At 64.0% G+C, this 18,096-nt stretch carries 11 protein-coding genes; 4 read left to right on the top strand and 7 right to left on the bottom strand.

The features are described from left to right. Positions 1 to 4: 4 nt before the first annotated feature. The 4 genes from P3T42_RS21505 to uvrA all read right to left on the bottom strand — a co-directional run bounded on the left by P3T42_RS21505 (position 5) and on the right by uvrA (position 12,436). A complete protein-coding gene (locus P3T42_RS21505; RefSeq protein ID WP_429307270.1) occupies positions 5 to 1,945 on the bottom strand; it encodes an extracellular solute-binding protein in 1,941 nt (646 codons plus the stop codon). A gap of 329 nt (positions 1,946 to 2,274) precedes the next feature. Continuing rightward, positions 2,275 to 5,019 carry a TonB-dependent receptor gene (locus P3T42_RS21500; RefSeq protein ID WP_074297789.1) on the bottom strand — a complete coding sequence of 915 codons (2,745 nt, stop codon included), beginning with the start codon at positions 5,017 to 5,019 and terminating at the stop codon, positions 2,275 to 2,277. 378 nt (positions 5,020 to 5,397) lie between these two features. Then, positions 5,398 to 5,973, bottom strand: coding sequence for a helix-turn-helix domain-containing protein (locus P3T42_RS21495; protein WP_074297787.1), 576 nt, complete (start codon positions 5,971 to 5,973; stop codon positions 5,398 to 5,400). A gap of 508 nt (positions 5,974 to 6,481) precedes the next feature. Further along, positions 6,482 to 12,436: an excinuclease ABC subunit UvrA gene (gene uvrA / locus P3T42_RS21490; protein ID WP_429307187.1), complete on the bottom strand. Its 5,955-nt coding sequence runs from the start codon at positions 12,434 to 12,436 to the stop codon at positions 6,482 to 6,484. Positions 12,437 to 12,673: 237 nt separating this feature from the next. Between uvrA and P3T42_RS21485 the strand changes: the two genes are divergently transcribed. Beyond that, complete coding sequence (locus P3T42_RS21485) at positions 12,674 to 12,820, top strand: hypothetical protein (RefSeq protein WP_171991675.1); 147 nt, start codon at positions 12,674 to 12,676, stop codon at positions 12,818 to 12,820. A 37-nt stretch (positions 12,821 to 12,857) separates the two neighbouring features. Here P3T42_RS21485 and P3T42_RS21480 read toward each other — a convergent pair whose 3' ends face one another. After that, on the bottom strand, positions 12,858 to 13,226 hold the full coding sequence (locus P3T42_RS21480; protein ID WP_074297782.1) for a single-stranded DNA-binding protein: 369 nt from the start codon (positions 13,224 to 13,226) through the stop codon (positions 12,858 to 12,860). A gap of 111 nt (positions 13,227 to 13,337) precedes the next feature. After that, positions 13,338 to 14,129, bottom strand: a complete 792-nt coding sequence (locus P3T42_RS21475; protein WP_074297780.1) for an SDR family NAD(P)-dependent oxidoreductase — start codon at positions 14,127 to 14,129, stop codon at positions 13,338 to 13,340. Positions 14,130 to 14,386: 257 nt separating this feature from the next. On the opposite strand from P3T42_RS21475, the gene P3T42_RS21470 reads away from it, so the two are divergent. The 3 genes from P3T42_RS21470 (at position 14,387) to P3T42_RS21460 (ending at position 16,949) form a co-directional block, all read left to right on the top strand. Then, on the top strand, positions 14,387 to 15,181 hold the full coding sequence (locus tag P3T42_RS21470; protein WP_429307186.1) for a hypothetical protein: 795 nt from the start codon (positions 14,387 to 14,389) through the stop codon (positions 15,179 to 15,181). A 234-nt stretch (positions 15,182 to 15,415) separates the two neighbouring features. Continuing rightward, positions 15,416 to 15,967 (top strand): carboxymuconolactone decarboxylase family protein, encoded by a 552-nt coding sequence (locus P3T42_RS21465; RefSeq protein WP_429307185.1) that lies wholly within the window; start codon positions 15,416 to 15,418, stop codon positions 15,965 to 15,967. 118 nt (positions 15,968 to 16,085) lie between these two features. Continuing rightward, positions 16,086 to 16,949: a helix-turn-helix domain-containing protein gene (locus P3T42_RS21460; RefSeq protein ID WP_429307184.1), complete on the top strand. Its 864-nt coding sequence runs from the start codon at positions 16,086 to 16,088 to the stop codon at positions 16,947 to 16,949. 12 nt (positions 16,950 to 16,961) lie between these two features. On the opposite strand, the gene P3T42_RS21455 is transcribed toward P3T42_RS21460, so the two are convergent. Further along, the gene (locus P3T42_RS21455; RefSeq protein WP_429307183.1) at positions 16,962 to 18,029 is read right to left on the bottom strand and encodes an alcohol dehydrogenase catalytic domain-containing protein; all 1,068 of its coding nucleotides are present in this window, start codon (positions 18,027 to 18,029) and stop codon (positions 16,962 to 16,964) included. Between the last annotated feature and the right edge of the window lie 67 nt (positions 18,030 to 18,096).

Genomic DNA, 18,096 nt, shown 5'->3' with positions numbered 1-18,096 from the left:
AACCTCAGTTTGCTGCGGACGGCGCGGAAACCGGCGTGGCTGCACTGAGTGCGGCCTGCGGTTTCTTGTACCAGTAGTCAATGATCCAGTCCTCGGCCTGATACGTGGTCGGGATAACCTTCGGATAGGCAAGTGTCGTCTTGTAACCGATGCGCGTGTTCGGCGCGTAGTACTCGGGCACGAGGTAGTACTCGTTGATGAGAATGCGGTCGAGCGCGCGCGTGGCCGCTTCCAGATCGTCAAGCGTATTGGCTGCCAGCGCCGCGCGGACCATCGCATCAACCGCCTTCGACTTGATCCCCGGATAGTTCTCCGAACCGATCTGCGAGGCTGCCGCGCTGCCGAACCGGCGCTCCAGCTCCGCACCCGGAATCGTCACCGGGTTGTAGATATAGGTGGTCATGTCGTACTCGAAGTTGTCGAGCCGCTTCTGGTACAACGCGCTGTCGATCTCGCGCATGTGCGCCTGGATGCCGAGCATGCCGAGCGCCTGCATGTAGGGCAGCAGCAGCCGGTCCATGCCGGGCTGGTCGTCGATGATCTCGATGTTCATCGGCGTGCCGTTGGCGTCGCGCAGCGCGCCGTCGCGATAGTGCCAGCCGGCTTGCGCCAGCAGGTCGCGAGCCTGACGCAGGTTGCTGCGCAGCGAGTTCGGCGGCAGCGTGTTGGGCTGCATCGTCATCGGTCCGAACACTTCAGCCGGCAAGCTCGCCTTGAACGGATCGAGCAAGGCCAGTTCCTTCGGTCCCGGCATGCCCTTCGCGCCGAACGGGCTGGCGTCGAAATAGCTGTTGGTGCGCACGTACTGGCCGTAGAACATCATCCGGTTCATCCAGTCGTAGTCGAACGCCAGCGTGAGCGCGTGACGGACTCGCACGTCCTGGAACATCGGCTTGCGCAGGTTGATCAGGAGGCCCTGCATCTGGGCCGGGCCGTCCGGCACGTTGACCTGCTTGAGCAGGCCGTTGTCGAAGTTCTTGCCGACGTATTTGCGGGCCCATTGCGTCGCGCTGTACTCGACCTTGACGTCCGCGTCACCGGCCTTGAAGGCCTCGAGCTGCGTGTACTGGTCCACGTAGAGCTTGAAACGGATGCGCTCGAAGCGGTACATGCCGCGCCGCGTCGGCAGGTTCGCCGCCCAATAGTCGGGATTGCGAACGTATTCGATGTCCTTGTCGTTCTTGCGCTGGGCGATCAGGTAAGGACCGCTCGCAATCGGCGCCGCGGTCGAAATCTGATCGAACGGCGGACGCTTGCCGTCGGCCGTCATGCCCCACTTCGGCGAGAACACCGGAAGATCGCCGGCGATCAGGGGCGCGTCGCGCTCCGGATGCAAGAAGTCGAAGCGAATGGTCGACTTGTTGAGCACGGTCGCGCTCTTGATGATCGCGAACTGCGAGTTCAGGAGCGGCGAGGCCTGCGGGCTTTTCAGCGTATCGAGCGAGTACTTGACGTCGTCAGCCGTAATCGGGTCGCCGTTCGAAAAGCGTGCGGCCGGATTGATGTGGAAGGTCGCCGAAGTCTGATCCGGCGCCACTTCGACATCGTCCGCGATCAACGCGTACTCGGAGGCGAGTTCGTCCCAGCTGCGCTGCATCAGCGTATCGAACATCAGGTTGGCGATGTCCGGGGCGGGCGCGCCGCGTACCAGGAACGGATTGAGCGAGTCGTAGCTCTGCAGTTCGTCGTGGTTCTCGAAGCTCAGATAGCCGTTGGCCGGCGCGTCCGGATCCGCGTAGTCGAAATGCGTGAAATTGGCGGGATATTTGGGCTGATCGTATTGGGCGATCGCAGAGGCGGCATGGGCCGGCGTGACAGCCAGACTCAATGCGCCAAGCAGTGCGGCAGCGAAAGCCGGCGCGGCGCGCGTGGCGGCTTGCCGTGTCGCCGATGCGCAAGAGATCGTCCATGCAGCGCGCGGCAACCGAAACTTCACAAGTCTCATCATCAGTATGCGTAGGTCGCGCGCCGGCTTATGGCCAACGCACGGTTCGTCGGATCGACCAGGGCGACGCAACCGCCATCGTCAAGGTCACTTAAGGCGTCGCATGGCGCCTTGGGTTATGGGTTAGCGTCGTACGCGGGGCCTGCACGAAACGACCCCGGCGCCGACAACAATCCCTGCGTTCTTCTCGCGCTGGCCGGGTCGGCGATACGGCAATGCTGGCCGCGGCGACGTACGGAGAAGTTCACAGTGTGCTACTTAAAAAAAAGAGTCGCTCCGGCGGCACAAAGAATGCCGGAGCGACCAATCGTCAACAGGCTTACAACTTGTTAGAACTTATACGTTGCACCGATCTGAGCGTAACGGCCGATGTACGAATACAGCGAGACGTCATAGCCCGTGTTGTCGATGGTGTTGAACCAGTACGGGTCATACGGCGGCGCACGGTTGAAAATGTTGTCGATGCCGGCATACAGCGTCCAGTGCTTGAAGCCCGTGTACTGAGCATACAGGTTGAACTGGCTATACGACGGAACCGACGACTCGATGCCGGGGCCCGACACCAGATCCTGTTCGTACGGACCCGTGTATTGCCACGTCAGCGTGGCATTCCACTGGTGGTAGTTCCAGTTCAGGCTCGTATTGCCCTTCCAGCGCGGGAACGAAGCACCGAAGGTTTCGGCCATCGCGCTGTTGTTACCGGCAGCGTTGGTCTGACCGTCAGCCAGGCCCGGCGTCTTGAAGCTCAGCACATACGCCCAGTCAGCCGAAACCGTGAAGGTACCGAGCGGCGTCGGCAGCGACTGGCGCAGCGTGGCTTCGAAACCATCCGTGTTCAGGTACGACTCGTTGACGTACTGCGTGTTCACGAAGTTGATCAGGTTCGTGCTCGGGTCACGCACCACCACGTTCGGGTTGTTCTGATCGATCAAGCCCTGCAGCGGTTCGACACCGATCACGTTCGTGATGTCGATCTTGTACCAGTCGAAGCCGATGTCGGTCGTACGGGTCGGCGACAGTTCGAAGCCGATGTTGTAGTTCTTCGTACGTTCCGGCTGGAGGTTCGGATTGCCTGCCGTCGATTCCAGGAAGTAGTTGCCTGCCTGGCCGTACTGCGGCGATGCCGGATCCTGGTCGACCGCGTTCTGCACGCCGAAGCTCGTTGCCTTACCGTCTTCGATCAGCGTCGGTGCGCGGAAGCCGCGGTTGAACGACGCGTACGTCGTAAAGGCCTGAACCGGCTGATAGCGCAACGCAAAGCGCGGCGAGAACGCACCGCCGAAGTCGCTATAGTGGTCATAGCGGCTCGACTGGCTGAACGTCAGGTTCTTGATGATAGGAATGTCGATCTGGTAATAGACCGCGGCGACATTACGCTGACCTTCCACCGTCTGGTACGGCGGCGTAATGAAGTCGCCGGTCGCATAGCCGGCTGCCGTGTCGATCGATTCGCTCTGGTGCTGGAACTGCGCACCGAAGCCGATACCGACATCGCCGCCCGGCAGCGTGAACAGGTTCGGCGTGGAGATCGTCGCATCGATCGTGTCGAGCTTCGAAATAGCCTGGTTGTTCAGCGTGCCGAACACGCCATTCAGACCGTTCGGCGTAGCCGACGGGTTAGCGAAATCGTAGCCGCCTGCGAGCAACTGGTTATAGCCCGCTGCCGACACTTCGTTCGAATACGAGTTCGACACTTCGCTCTGCGAATGGCCGTACGACGCCGCCCAGTTCCAGTCACCCAGATGCGGTGTGCTGAAGTCGCCCTTCAAGCCGGTCGACAGACGGTAGAAGTTCGCCGTGGTCGTAACGTTTTGCGGGTTGTTGACGAACGGATAGTTGATCGGCGTCGCGACCCCGGGGTTCGGGTTGTACGGATTGTTCGCCGCGATCACGTTGGTCGTATTCAGCGACTGCGGTGCGCCGAGAGCCGGGTTGTACACCTGCGGCACGCCAGCCCAGCCAATTGCGCCTACGCCCGTCGTACCGTACAGCGTCGTCTGGTTGTAGCTTTCCCACACGTCGGCGAAGGCCTGGATGTGGTCGTTGATCTTGAAGTCGCCGTGAATCTTGATGTTGGAGCGATCCGACTCAGGGGCGAGCGACTCTTCATCCGTGATGTTGTGCTGGCAGACCGTGCCGCCCAGCGAGCCGAACGTGCTGGCCGACGCACTTGCCGGGACCACGCGGCTGTTGGAAGCGCCGCAGCCAATCGCCGTAGCGGTATTGGTAGCCGGGTTCACCCAGTAAGACGCAGGCGAGTACGCGTTGTATTGCGACGTCGTATCGCGCTGGCCGAGCATGATGCCGCTCTGGTGGAACGTGCTGGCCGCTGCCGTGATGTTGTAGCCGTCTTCGGTCAGGTTACCGAAGCCGCCGAGGATGCTGAAGTTGCCCGTGCCATTGCCGCCATGCTGCGCGCCGCCGATGTTGCCGTCGAGCTGCAGGCCCTGGAAATCGTGCTTGGTAATGATGTTCACGACGCCGGCGATAGCGTCCGAACCGTACTGCGACACAGCGCCGGTCTTGACGATTTCGATCCGGTCGATCATGTTCGTCGGCAGCGTGTTCAGGTCGAAGAACGTGTCGGTGCCGTTCACTGCGAATGCAAAGGGCGCAGCGCGCTGACCGTCGATCAGCACCAGCGTGTACTTCTCGCTCAGGCCGCGCAATGCGATGCCTGCGCCGCCAGGTGCGAAGCTGTCCGGATTGGCGTCGCTCCAGCTACTCGCGGAGTTGGCCGAAGTCTGGCGCAGATAGTCCGATACGGAAGTTGCACCGCTCTGCTGGATGTCTTTCTGCGAGATCACCTGAACCGAATTGAAGCCCGTCTTGTCCGCCTGACGGATCAGCGAACCCGTCACTTCGAAGGTCTTCAACTGCTTGACGTTCTTGTTGCTGGCCGCCGCGCCCGAAGCAGGAGCCGGAGCGGCCGCCGCTGCAGTACCCGAGGCCGCGGCTGCAGGAGCTGCCGCCGGCTGGCTTTGCGCAAACGCCGGAACGGCGAATGCAGTCGTCAATGCGAGTTCGGCCCAGATTATTCTTCTGATGGCCAACGCCAATGCCCGTTGTTTCATTTTTCCCCTTCTCACTCGTCAGTAAGGCCACACCTGTTGTGCGAAGAGAGGTCTTGTGAACCCCTCTACTCGAATTGCGGCGACGTTGCGCCGCTTTCGCCAAAGTTGCCCCGCGGTCATATCACTCCACCAACCGATTAGCGTCTAAACCACTGCAGCGAGAAGACGGGGCACTCCGACTTATTTGATTTCGGACTACTAAAATCTTACTAATTTATTGTTTAATCTTTCAACTTCATTTCAGCAGCTTGATGAACACGAGTCATGACCGGACCGTTCACTACTCGACTCGTATTGCATATTCAAGCTACGGGTTAACCTGTAGGACTACTGATGGATATGTTTCGACCGATCCATCTCGAACACAAGGCACTGCGACTAAAACAATCTTGGTGTTCCGACCCAGACCAGCACCGTCTCTTCCCCTGCGGTGTTAGCCCATGCATGCGGGACAGTCGACTCGTAATGCGCGGTGTCACCAGCCTGCAATATGAAGGTCGTACCTTCAAGTGTGAGAGCGATCTGGCCGCTCATCACGTACAAAAATTCTTCCCCTGCATGCGTCGTCACTTCCGACGGTTGCTGACCGGCCGGCATCCGCACCAGAATCGCTTCCAGCTTGCGATCCACCGACAGATTCGTCAGCCTGCCAAACAGGTTTGCCGAATCGGCAAAACCGAAAAACTTCAGGTCGTCGCCTCGACACACGGACTTGGCTTCAGTCGGCGTCTCAACGAAGTACTGCACCGTTACCCCTAGCGCTTGCGCGATACCTACGAGCGACGTGATCGACGGCGTGGCCTGCCCGCGCTCCACTTGCGACAGGAACGGCTTGGAGATGCCTGCCGCCTTCGCCGTTTCATCGAGCGTGCGCTTGAGCCGTTGTCGCAACGCGCGAATCTTGCTGCCTATTGCGAGTGCGGCTGATGCCTTCTTATCGAGTGGCGGAACCATAGCAAGACAGAATCCAGTAGTCAAAATTTGTTTGATCTAAGCAAATTTAGTTTCGTTGAAAGCGCGACGTCAGCCGCGAAGTCGGTTGAAAAATTGGGTGAGCGCTCGCCCGCGGTGAAAACCGGATGAAGCCGGTTACCCAGGCGACGGACAAATTCATCCAGTGTCCCCGGAAGGTTGAATGCACAACTAAAGTGCGAGCGCATTCCCTTCCAGTCTGGAATCATTGAATTGACAATAGAAATCGGTGTGCACGGAGCCGGCAAACATCTCGCCGGCCCGGCGCGCGCGCTTTGATGCGCTTGATGAATCGGACGATATCAAGACAAAATCGTCCGTCAAACTTTTTTTGATAGGAACAGACAGTGTTTAGAGCATTTCCTCCAATTACGAGGTGAACTCCAGGCACCCAAGCGGCTGCAAACCGTATTTGAGAATGAACGGCACCCCCAGCCGCAAGCCGGGAAAACCCTCGTCGCAAATTTGCGACAGAGGACTCCCTCTCGCGTCAGCCGTGGGTGCCTTCGCCGGCCTCGACCGATAGCGCCGGCTGATGGGTCGGCTGACGGGCCGCACGCTCCAGCACCGGACGAAGCGCGGCGCCGGTATGGCTTTCGCGGACCCGCACCAGCCCTTCCGGATCCGTGGCCGCCACGATCGAGCCGCCGCCCACACCGCCCTCCGGACCGAGGTCGATAATCCAGTCGGCTTCGGCGATCACGTCGAGGTCATGCTCGATGACCACCACGCTGTGACCGCCGTCCGCGAGACGATGCAGCACGCGAATCAGCCGCGCCACGTCCGCCATATGCAGGCCGACCGTGGGCTCGTCGAGCACGTACAGCGTATGCGGCGCTTTCTGGCCGCGCCGCGTGACGTCGTCGCGTACCTTGCTCAACTCCGTGACGAGTTTGATGCGCTGTGCTTCGCCGCCCGAGAGCGTGGGCGACGGCTGCCCCAGGGTGAGATAGCCGAGGCCCACGTCCTTCATCAGTTGCAACGGATGCGCGATGCTGGTGATCGGCGCGAAGAACTCGACGGCCTCGTCGATCTCCATGGTCAGCACATCGCCGATATTCTTGCCGCGCCACGTGACCGCCAGCGTCTCCGGGTTGAAACGCTGGCCGTGACAGACGTCGCACCCGACCTTCACATCCGGCAGGAAGCTCATGCCGATCGTCCGCACGCCCTGGCCTTCGCAAGCCGGGCAGCGGCCCTCTCCGGTATTGAACGAGAAGCGCGAGGCCGTGTAACCCCGTGCGCGCGCCTCGAGGGTGCCGGCGAACAGCTTGCGGATGGCATCCCACACGCCTATATAAGTAGCCGGACACGAACGCGGGGTTTTGCCGATCGGCGTCTGGTCGACTTCGAGCACGCGGTCGATGCTTTCCCAGCCCGTGATCGCGTCGCAGCCCTGCCACGCGTGCGTCACGTTCAGTTGCGCGCGCGGCGCGCTGCGGGCCAGCACGCTCGAGCGGCGGTTAGCAGCCGGTTCGTCTTGTGCGGCCGCCTTGCGGGCACGGCGCGTGGCCGGCGACGACAGTACCGAGCGCCCCACCGCATCCAGCAGGTTCGCCATCAACACGTCGCGCGCGAGCGTGGACTTGCCCGAGCCGCTCACACCCGTCACCGCCACGAGACGCGACAGCGGCAGCCCGACGGTCACGTTGCGCAGGTTGTGGAGCTTGCCGCCGTGCACGGTCAGCCATTGTTCCGGGACCGCCGCGGCGCTTCGGGTCTTCGGCTTCACCGTGCGGCGCGGCTGCAACGGATGCACGATCGGGTTGGCGAGGAACTGCCCGGTCAACGAATCCGCTTGCGCCGAAAGATCCGCCACACTGCCCTGTGCCACCAGCATGCCGCCGCGCTTGCCCGCGCCCGGCCCGATGTCGATGATGTGATCGGCGCGCCGGATGGTGTCCTCGTCGTGCTCGACCACCACCAGCGTATTGCCCTTCTCGCCGAGCTTGCGCAGCGCGTTCAGCAGAATCTGGTTGTCGCGCGGATGCAGCCCGATAGTGGGTTCGTCGAGCACATAGCACACGCCTTGCAGATTGCTGCCCAGTTGCGCCGCCAGCCGGATGCGTTGCGCCTCGCCGCCCGACAGGCTCGGCGCCGCGCGATCGAGGCTCAGATAGCCGAGACCCACTTCCTCGAGGAACTGCAGGCGGCTGCCGATCTCGCTCACCACGTCGCGAGCGATCTCCGCGTCGCGGCCGGACAGTTCCAGCCCGTCGATCCAGCGGCGCGTGTCGCTTACCGTCCATTGCGCGACATCGACGATCGGCTGCGCATCGAACGTGACCGCGCGTGCGGTCGGATTCAGACGCGTGCCGTGGCAATCCGCGCACGGTTCGTCGACTACGCCTTCCGGCTCCTGCTCTTCCGACGGCAGGCTCTGTTCGCGGCCGCGGCCGTCTTCGGCGATCACGGTGTCGTCGTAGGCGGCGCGCTGTTCGCGCGTGAGCGCGAGGCCCGTGCCGACGCAGGTCGTGCACCAGCCGTGCTTGCTGTTGTACGAGAACATCCGCGGGTCCAGCTCCGGGTAGCTCGTGCCGCACACCGGACAGGCGCGTTTGGTGGACAGCACCTTGACCTCGCCGAGCTTCGCCGTGGCGCGGCCGCTCGTCAGCGCGTTCTGCAAGCCGTCCAGCGGCGCGAGCAGATGCATGACGCCCTTGCCGAGCTCGAGCGTCTCGTCGAGCAGGCGGCGCAACTCCGCCTCGTTATCCGCCGAGACCACGAGGTCCGCCACCGGCAGTTCGATGGTGTGTTCGCGGAAGCGGTCGAGCTTGGGCCACGGGTCGACCGGCAGGAACTCGCCGTCCACCCGCAGATGGGTATTGCCGCGCGCCTTCGCCCACTTGGCGAGATCGGTATAGACGCCCTTGCGGTTGACCACCAGCGGCGCCAGGAAGCCGACGTGCTCGCCCTTGTGGTCGCGCAGCAGTTGCGCCGCGATCGACTCGACGCTTTGCGCGCTCACCGGCGTGCCGTCGTGAATGCAGTGCTGCAGCCCGAGCTTGACGTACAGCAGGCGCAGGAAGTGCCAGACTTCCGAGGTCGTCGCCACGGTGCTCTTGCGACCGCCGCGCGAGAGGCGCTGCTCGATCGCCACGGTCGGCGGGATACCGTACACGGCATCCACTTCGGGACGCCCGGCCGGCTGCACGATCGACCGCGCATAGGCGTTCAGCGATTCGAGGTAGCGGCGCTGGCCTTCGTGGAACAGGATGTCGAACGCCAGCGTCGACTTGCCCGAACCGGACACGCCGGTAATGACGTTGAACTTGCCGTGCGGAATATCGACGTCGAGCGATTTCAGGTTGTGCTCGCGCGCATTGACGATGCGCACCACGTCCTCGCCTTCGACCGCGCGGCGCGCCCGCGCCGCCGTCAACGCCTTTTGCAGCGGCATGCCTTGCGATGCCGGCTCGGCCGCCGCGCTCATGGCCGCGTCGTACTGGAGCAAGGCCTGCCCCGTGTAGGACTCCGCGCAGGCCTTGACCTGCTCCGGCGTGCCCGCGCACAGCACCCGGCCGCCGCCGTCGCCGCCTTCCGGGCCGAGGTCGATCAACCAGTCCGCCGCGCGGATCACGTCGAGGTTGTGCTCGATCACGATCAGCGAATGGCCGCCCGCCAGCAGCTTGCCGAACGCCTGCATCAGCTTGGCGATGTCGTCGAAATGCAGACCCGTGGTGGGTTCGTCGAACATGAAGAGGCGTGCAGCCGGGGCCTGCTTCGCGCTGCGCGCCGTGCCGGCCTGGGCCGTCTCTGCGAGGAAGCCCGCCAGCTTCAGGCGCTGCGCTTCGCCGCCCGACAAGGTGGGCACCGGCTGGCCGAGCTTCACGTATTCGAGGCCCACGTCGACGATCGGCTTCAGCACGCGCAGGACTTCCGCATCCGCGGCGAAGAACTGGGTGGCTTCGCTGACCGTCACTTCGAGCACGTCGGCAATGCTCAGCGCGCGCGCCGGCGTGCCGCGTTCGATCTTCACCTCGAGCAGTTCAGCCCGGTAGCGACGGCCGTCGCAATCCGGGCAGCGCAAATAGACGTCGCTCAGGAACTGCATCTCGATGTGCTCGAAGCCCGAGCCGCCGCAGGTCGGGCAACGGCCATCGCCCGAATTGAAGCTGAACATGCCCGGACCGTAGCCGCGCTGTTGCGCGAGCGGCACCTTGGAAAACAGCTTGCGGATCTCGTCGAACGCGCCGACATAACTGGCCGGATTCGAGCGCGCCGTCTTGCCGATCGGCGACTGGTCGACGAACACCACTTCGTTCACCTGCTCCGCGCCGACGAGACGCCGGAACGCGCCGGGCGATTCGGTGGCGACGCCCAGGTGGCGCGCCAGCGCCGGATAGAGCACGTCCTGCACCAGCGTCGACTTGCCCGAGCCTGACACGCCCGTGACGCAGACGAGACGCTGCAGCGGAATCTCGACGGTCACGTCCCGCAGATTGTGTTCGCTCGCGCCTTCCAGCACGATGCGCGGCGTGTCCTTCTTCACCGGCCGGCTCGACCAGTGCGAGACGTCGGCCACGTGACGGCGTCCGCCGAGATATTCGCCGGTGAGGGTGCCGGAGGAACGGATGTCGTCCGGCACGCCGTCGTAAATGATCGTGCCGCCACGCTCGCCGGGACCGGGACCCATGTCGATCAGGCGGTCCGCCGCGAGCATCACGGAAGGATCGTGCTCGACCACCACCAGCGTATTGCCCGCATCGCGCAGGCGATGCATCGCCTCGACGATGCGGTTCAGGTCGCGCGGATGCAGCCCGATGCTCGGCTCGTCGAGCACGAACAGCGTTTTGGTGAGCGAGGTGCCGAGCGCCGTGGTGAGGTTGATCCGCTGCACCTCGCCGCCCGACAACGTACGGCTTTGGCGGTCCAGCGTCAGATAGCCGAGCCCGACGTCGCACAGATACTTCAGGCGCGTGCGCACCTCCGCCAGCAGCAGCTTCAGCGCGTCGTCGAGCAGCGCGCTGGGCAGGCTCAGGTCGTCGAAGAAACGGCGGATGCGCTCGATGGGCAGCAGCATCAGATCGTGCACCGTCAGGCCCGCCAGCGCTTCGAGCTGCGTGCGGTTCCAGTCCACGCCGCGCGGCATGAAACGCAGCGCCGGCTCGAGCACGGCATCTGCATTGGACTTCGTGCCGAGGCGCCACAGCAGCGATTCGGTCTTCAGACGCGCGCCGCCACAGGTCTCGCACGGCGTGTAGCTGCGGTACTTCGACAGCAGCACGCGAATGTGCATCTTGTACGCTTTCGATTCGAGGTATTCGAAGAAGCGCTTCACCCCGTACCAGTGGCTCTGCCACTTGCCGTTCCAGTCGGGCGAGCCGTTGATGACCCAGTCGCGCTGCGCCTGGGTCAGCTCCGCCCAGGCGGTATCGCGCGGGATGCCGGCCTTGGCCGCGTAGCGCATCAGGTCGTCCTGGCACTCCTTCCAGGCGGGCGTCTGCATGGGCTTGATGGCGCCGCCGCGCAAGGTCTTGCGCCCGTCCGGAATCACGAGGCCGAGGTCGACGCCGATCACGCGCCCAAATCCGCGGCAGGTCTCGCACGCACCGTAGGCGGAGTTGAACGAGAACAGCGCGGGCTGCGGATCGGCGTAGCGCAGGTCGCTGTCCGGGTTGTGCAAGCCGGTGGAGAAGCGCCAGATCTGCGGTTCGGCGGACGGTTCGACCAATGACGCGGCGGACGGCTCGGCGGACGGCGCTTGCGGCAGCACGTAAACGTTGACGCGGCCGGCGCCGCGCTTCAAGGACGCCTCAATGGCTTCGACCGCGCGCCCTTTGTCCACCGCGCTCAGGCGGAAGCGGTCCGCGACCACGTCGAGCAGCTTGCGCGGGCCGGTGGGCGACTGCACCTCGCGCTGCGCCTGCACGCGCGTGTAGCCGCTCGCCGACAGCCATTGCTCGACCTCCTGTTCGCTCGCGGACTCGGGCAGTTCGACCGGGAACGTGACCGCGAGGCGCGGATCGTCCTGCGCGGTGCGCGCCACCAGTTCGGCGTAGATGGTCTCCGGCGAGTCGTGCCGCACGGCCTGCGCCGTCTTGCGGTCGAACAGCTCGGCCGCGCGCGCGTAGAGCAGCTTCAGATGATCGTTGAGCTCGGTCATCGTGCCGACCGTGGAGCGCGAACTGCGCACCGGATTGGTCTGGTCGATCGCGATGGCGGGCGGCACGCCGTCCACACGGTCCACCTGCGGGCGGTCCATCCGGTCGAGGAACTGCCGGGCGTAGGCGCTGAACGTTTCGACGTAGCGCCGCTGCCCTTCCGCGTACAAGGTGTCGAACACCAGGCTGGATTTGCCAGACCCCGACGGGCCGGTGACGACCGTCATCTCGCCTGTGCGCAGGTCGAGATCGAGGTTCTTGAGGTTGTGCTGACGCGCTCCGCGAATGCGGATTTTTCCTGTAGATGACAATTTGTCCGACCGTCTGAATGAGTTGGCCATATCTTACGGCCGCTTGACGACCGTACAGATTCACCGCGCCCGACCATACGGATCAATCGCCGCAGGGCGGATTTGAAGGGAACACTATACTGTATATTTATACAGTTTTCCATCGACGCTGCAAGCGCGAACTGCCGGCACCGCGAGATCACGGCGTAAGGCCCCGATAGTTTTGGAAAGCCCCATCAAGACAAGGACTTGCTACGATGCGCGCGATAAACACGGGGGACCACAACCATGAGTCGCGTGATCAAGGTGCTAGTGCTGGCGGGGTTGCTCAATCTGCAGGGCTGTGCGTCGTCGGTCGAGACGTTTGCGACCGGCGTCGTGCTCGGAGCCGTGGCCGGCGTGACCGCCATGACCTGCGCGGTTGTTTGTCACTGAGCGGGCACTGAAAGGGCACTGAGAGGACACCGGGCGCTCAAAGCGCCTCATCGGGATCGCCGCCGTCCTGTTCCGCCGGCTGTCCGGTCATCACCGAACGCTTGCGCCGCACGTCATAGGCCGTCAACAGCCCATGCGCCACCATATCGAGCGCGGGCTTCACGAGCCCGTTCTTGTCGGTCCACACCTTCGGCGTGAGCGCGCCGCTCAACGCCACGCTATCGGCATCGCTCAACGCGAGCAAACCGGTCTGCACGTCGTCGTCGAAAGCGATCACATTGACGAACAGCGTGTCGCCGTCGCCGGTGGTCGCCCGTACCTTGCATGTCACAAAACGCTTGCCGTTCTGTCCCGTGCGGATCTGGGCTTCGCCGTAGAGCCGCCCACCTACCAGTCCATCGATCATCTCATCCGCTCCGTGTTGGCTTTGCCTGGTCTCGCCTGATTTCGTTCGGCACGCGAGGCGTCGGCGCCTCGCGAAAGCCGTATGATCCCACGAGCGGATACGGAACCTGCGTTAAAACGCGCTCTTCACGACGCCGCCATCGGCGCGCAACGCGGCTCCGGTCGTCCCAGAGGCCAGCGGACTCGCCACGTAGGCGACCAGCGAAGCGATTTCCTCGGTCGATTCGAAGCGCTTGATGAGCGAAGTCGGCCGCACCTGCTCGAAGAATTCCCGCTCGACCTGCTCAACCGATTTACCATCGGCCTTCGCCAGACTCTCGACGAAGTCGCCCACGCCGCGCGACCGGGTCGGCCCCGGCAGCACACTATTGACGGTGATTCCAGTGCCCGCGACGGACTCGGCAATGCCGCGCGCCACCGCAATCTGCGCGGTCTTCGTCACGCCGTAGTGGACCATTTCCGCCGGAATCTGCAGGCCGCTTTCACTCGAAATGAAAATGATGCGCCCCCAGTTGGCGCGCTTCATGGACGGCAGAAAGAGACGCGCCAGACGCACACCGCTTAATACGTTGACATCGAAAAAGCGCAGCCAGTCTTCATCCGGAATCTCTTCGAAGGGTTTCGGCTCGAAAATGCCGAGGTTGTTGACGAGAATCTCCACGTCCGGATAGCGTCGTGCGAGTTCGTTGGCCGTCCCGGCCTGGCTCAGATCGCCCGCGAACCCCAGCGCGTCCGCGCCGGTCTGCGCTTTCACCTGCGCGAGCGCCTTATCCACGGCCTGTTGCGAGCGGCCATTGACGATCACGCGTGCGCCTTCCTGCGCCAACGTCGTAGCGATAGCCAGTCCGATGCCCGCGGTACTGCCGCTCACCAGCGCCAGCTTGTCTTTCAGTTGCAGATCCATGCTCTTTCCTCTCTATCGGTTAGCCGCGGACAAGCCGCCATTCAATCGCGGGTGGACAGTGTGCCGCAGGACGGCAACATGCGTGCAAGGCGTGACGGGATCAGCCCCGGTGCCAATTTACAGCAGGACGCCAACCTCGACAGCGGAGCGCGCACGCCAAACCCCTCGCGAAGGTCCGGCGAGCATGCCATGATGGGAGACGAAGCAGCGGCGGCATCCGCCTGCCGCTGCACCCAACCGAGGCACTGGAGTTGTCCATGACCGAACGCGAGACGCTGCATCCGTTGCGCCCCATGCTGAAGAACTTCGTGTGGGAGCATGGCCGAATCGGCACGCGCTATCTCGACTGCAGCAACGGCGAAGTGAAGTTCGACGACGGCAAGAAGTCGCGCTTCGCTGCTGAAAAATACGTGTACGTCCCGCTCGGCAAAGATGCCGTGGACGATCCCAAGGTCGAAGGCCCCACCATCCGGGAAGCCGCGCTCGACCGTTTCCTGCGCGCGGCGCAGTTGGGCAAGCCGGAGGAAGCGGGATCGCCCGCGGACGTGCAGCGTGCGGCGCAAGACTGCATGGAGCTCGCAGTGTTCAGCGCCTATCAGCAGGACGCCCTGGACGCGCAAGCCCGCTATGCGGAAGAGGCGATGTTCGACGATGAGATCCGCGCCGCGGTGGTCGCCGATATCCGCCGCATGTATGCAGGCATGCGCGAACACCTCGCGCTGTACGACTTCACCGTCCTGTACGGCCTGCCCGCGCCGCTGCTGTTCAGCGACATGCCCTTCGTCGACTGGCGGGTGCGCGTGAAGCCCGCGCTGCCGCTCGTCTCGCTGCCGCTTGGTCCTTACGCCTTGCTGGTCGGCACACCGTCGGGCAGAACCAGCCGCGTGGCGCCGGTGGCCTGGAAAACCGCCGTGTCGATGGGCTCGCTGAAGGACCATAATCGCCTGCAGGTGGAGCGTGCCCGTCTGTGGCTGGTAGCCACCTCCGACGATCAGCTCGTGGCGGTGCAGCCGCGCTTTCTGCCGCCGGAGCCCGACGCCCCGCAACCGTAACGTCTGTCTCCGCGCACTCTTCCATCCGCACGCCGTTGCCGCTTCAGCCGGCCCCTGACGCTCACCCTGCCTGGGCCTCAGGGGCGAGACGCCTCCTTATTACCTGCGATGTAATTGAACTCCTGCGTACGATCGCTACCATGGCAGTCATCTCCTCTCGACGCCGGTGCAAAAACGCACCGCCACGGAGATACCCATGCAGTCATGTTCGATTCGTTCATCAAGGAGTTAGGAATGCCAACTTTTACCGTTCACACCATCGAATCGGCCCCGGAACAGTCCAGGCCGACCCTGCAGGCGCTCACGCAGAAATTCGGTTTCCTGCCCAACGTCATGGCGACCATGGCCGCCAACCCCGTTCTGCTGAACGGATTCGCCGGCAGCTTCGGCAGTTTCCACGGCGGCAGTCTCGACGAATGCGAGAAGCAGGCGCTGCTGCTTACCAACGCGGTCACCATCAAGTGCCCGTGGACCGTGGCGGCGCACTCGACCTTTGCCCTTGAGGACGGCATGGCCGAGAGCGACGTCAAGGCCATGCGCGAGGGAAGGTTGCCCGCCCACCCGAAGTACGCGGCGCTGTCGGCCCTCACCCGTGCCCTGATCGAAAAGCGCGGCAATGTAAGCGGCGCGGAACTCGAACGCTTCACGTCGGCGGGCTATTCGCAGAGCCAGATCTTCGAGGTGATCGCCAGCATCGGCATTTCCACGATGGCCGCCACCACGACTAATATGGCAGGCACGCCGGTCGAGGACCGCTTCAAGGCGCAAGCCTGGAACGCCGCTTAAGGGAAACCAGGCCGAACGCGCGCGCAGGATTCGTTTCACGCCGGATCCTGCGCGCGCCCCTCTGCCGGACTAAAGATGCACGGCCCATGAGCCGAACCCTCTTGCGAAGAAAAACGCGATGACTGTACCGAGCCTCAATGCCAAACTGCCGGCCGGCGAACTGGGCGTGCTGCTGCGCCACTGGCGCGACACGCGCGGCAGGAGCCAGATCGACCTTTCGCTCGATGCGGGCGTGTCGCAACGGCACATCAGCTTCATCGAAAGCGGGCGCAGCGTGCCGAGCCGCCAGATGTTGCTGGACCTGGCGCAGGCGCTCGACGTGCCGCTGCGCGAACGCAACACCTTGCTGCTCGCGGCGGGCTACGCCCCCCTCTACGCGGAAAGCGCATGGAACGCGCAGGACATGCAGAGCGTCACCCGCGCACTTGAACGCATCCTGCGCCAGCACGAACCGTTTCCGGCCCTGGTGATGGACCGCTACTGGAACGTGCTGATGACCAACGATGCCACGCCGCGCTTTTTCAACTGCTTCATCGACATGGCGGCCCGCACCGGGCCGCGCAACATGCTGCACCTGATGTTCGATCCGCACGGCATGCGCCCGTTCGTCGCCAACTGGGAAGCGGTCGCGCAAAGCCTGCTCCAGCGGGTGTACCGCGAATCCGTCGGGCGCGCGATCGACGGGAAAACCCAGGAACTCCTAAGCGCCCTGCTCGCCTACCCGGATGTGCAAAGCGAGTGGACAAGCCCCAAGGTGCTGGGCGCGATACCGGTGACGCCGGTGCTGCCCGTCATCCCGCTCAGCTTTACCAAAGACGGTCAGGTGCTGAACTACTTCTCGATGGTCACGACGGTCGGAACGCCGCAGACGATCGCCGCGCAGGAACTGCGCGTCGAATGCATGTTCCCGGCGGACGACCAGACGGAAGCGCAGCATGCGCGCATGATCGGCGGCGCTGCGCGCAGCGGCGAGCAAAGCTAGCCGCATCCGCGATCACGGCTCGATGACCGTGATGCGGAACGGGCCGCCATGTTCCGCCGCGTGCACGACCGCCTCGTTGGTTTGCTCGAGCGGAAAAGCGCTGACCTCGAAGCTCTCCAGCGACAGCAGCCCGGACCGGATCAACGCGGCGAGCCGCGCCGGCGCATCGCGGGGGTACATGTACTGGCCACGCACGGTGATGCCATTGCGCATCAGATGCACGTACGGCAATTCCAGACCCACGCGGATACCGCCCATCAGGACGACGGTGCCTTGCGGCCGCACCGTCATGGCCGCGGCGCGGGCCGGCGCCGCGTCGGGCAGCGGCGGCATCAGATCGAGCACCTTGTCGATCGGGCCCGGCGCGGCGGCGCGCATGCGAACGGTGTCCTCGCTCTCGCTGCCGGTCAGCGCGACGGTCACCACGCGCGGGCCGAAGCGGCGCGTCAGATCCGCGAGCGCCGCCGCGTTACGGCCCGGCGCGACCACACAGCCCGCGCCCATCGCCAGCGCAACCGCCACACCCGCACTGCCGAAGTGACCTGTCGCGCCGCTGATCAGCACGGTCTCCCCGGCTTGCAAGTTGGCTGCGAGCAAACCGCCGTAGGGCACCAGCATCGTCATCAGGCCGCACCAGCGTCCCGCGTCCGCCGGATCCAGCGCGCCGAGCGGCACCGCGTTCTCCATAGGCGTGAGCATCTGCTCGGCGAACGGTCCGTGGCGGAACACCGTCTGCAAGCGTTGCGCGCCGGCGCTGGGCGCGATCCAGCCTTGCAGCATGACGTCGGGCGAGACGGCGTCGTCGCGCGAACGCACCGTCGGATCGCAAAACACCCAGTCTCCGACAGCCAGACGCGTCGCATCCGGCCCGACGGCGCGCACCCGCCCGATCGCCCCGACCCCAGAGGCGAGCGGCAGCGACAGCGGATATTGCCTGGCACCGCTAAACACCTCATTCGCGTAAGACAGGACAGGGGCGGCGGCGATGTCGACCACGACATCACCCGCGCCGGCTCCTGGGTCCGGCAGGTTTTCAATCACCAGTGGCGCTCCGAACGCCTTCAGCATGGCGGCCTTCATGATGTCCCTCCAACGTGGAAAGAACGCATCGTAAGCGCGGCTGTGCGTCGTATTCAGGACTGGTACT

The sequence above is a fragment of the Paraburkholderia sp. GAS38 genome (assembly GCF_050434965.1).
Taxonomy (GTDB): domain Bacteria; phylum Pseudomonadota; class Gammaproteobacteria; order Burkholderiales; family Burkholderiaceae; genus Paraburkholderia; species Paraburkholderia phenazinium_A.
This window is presented reverse-complemented; position numbering and strand designations above follow the sequence as displayed.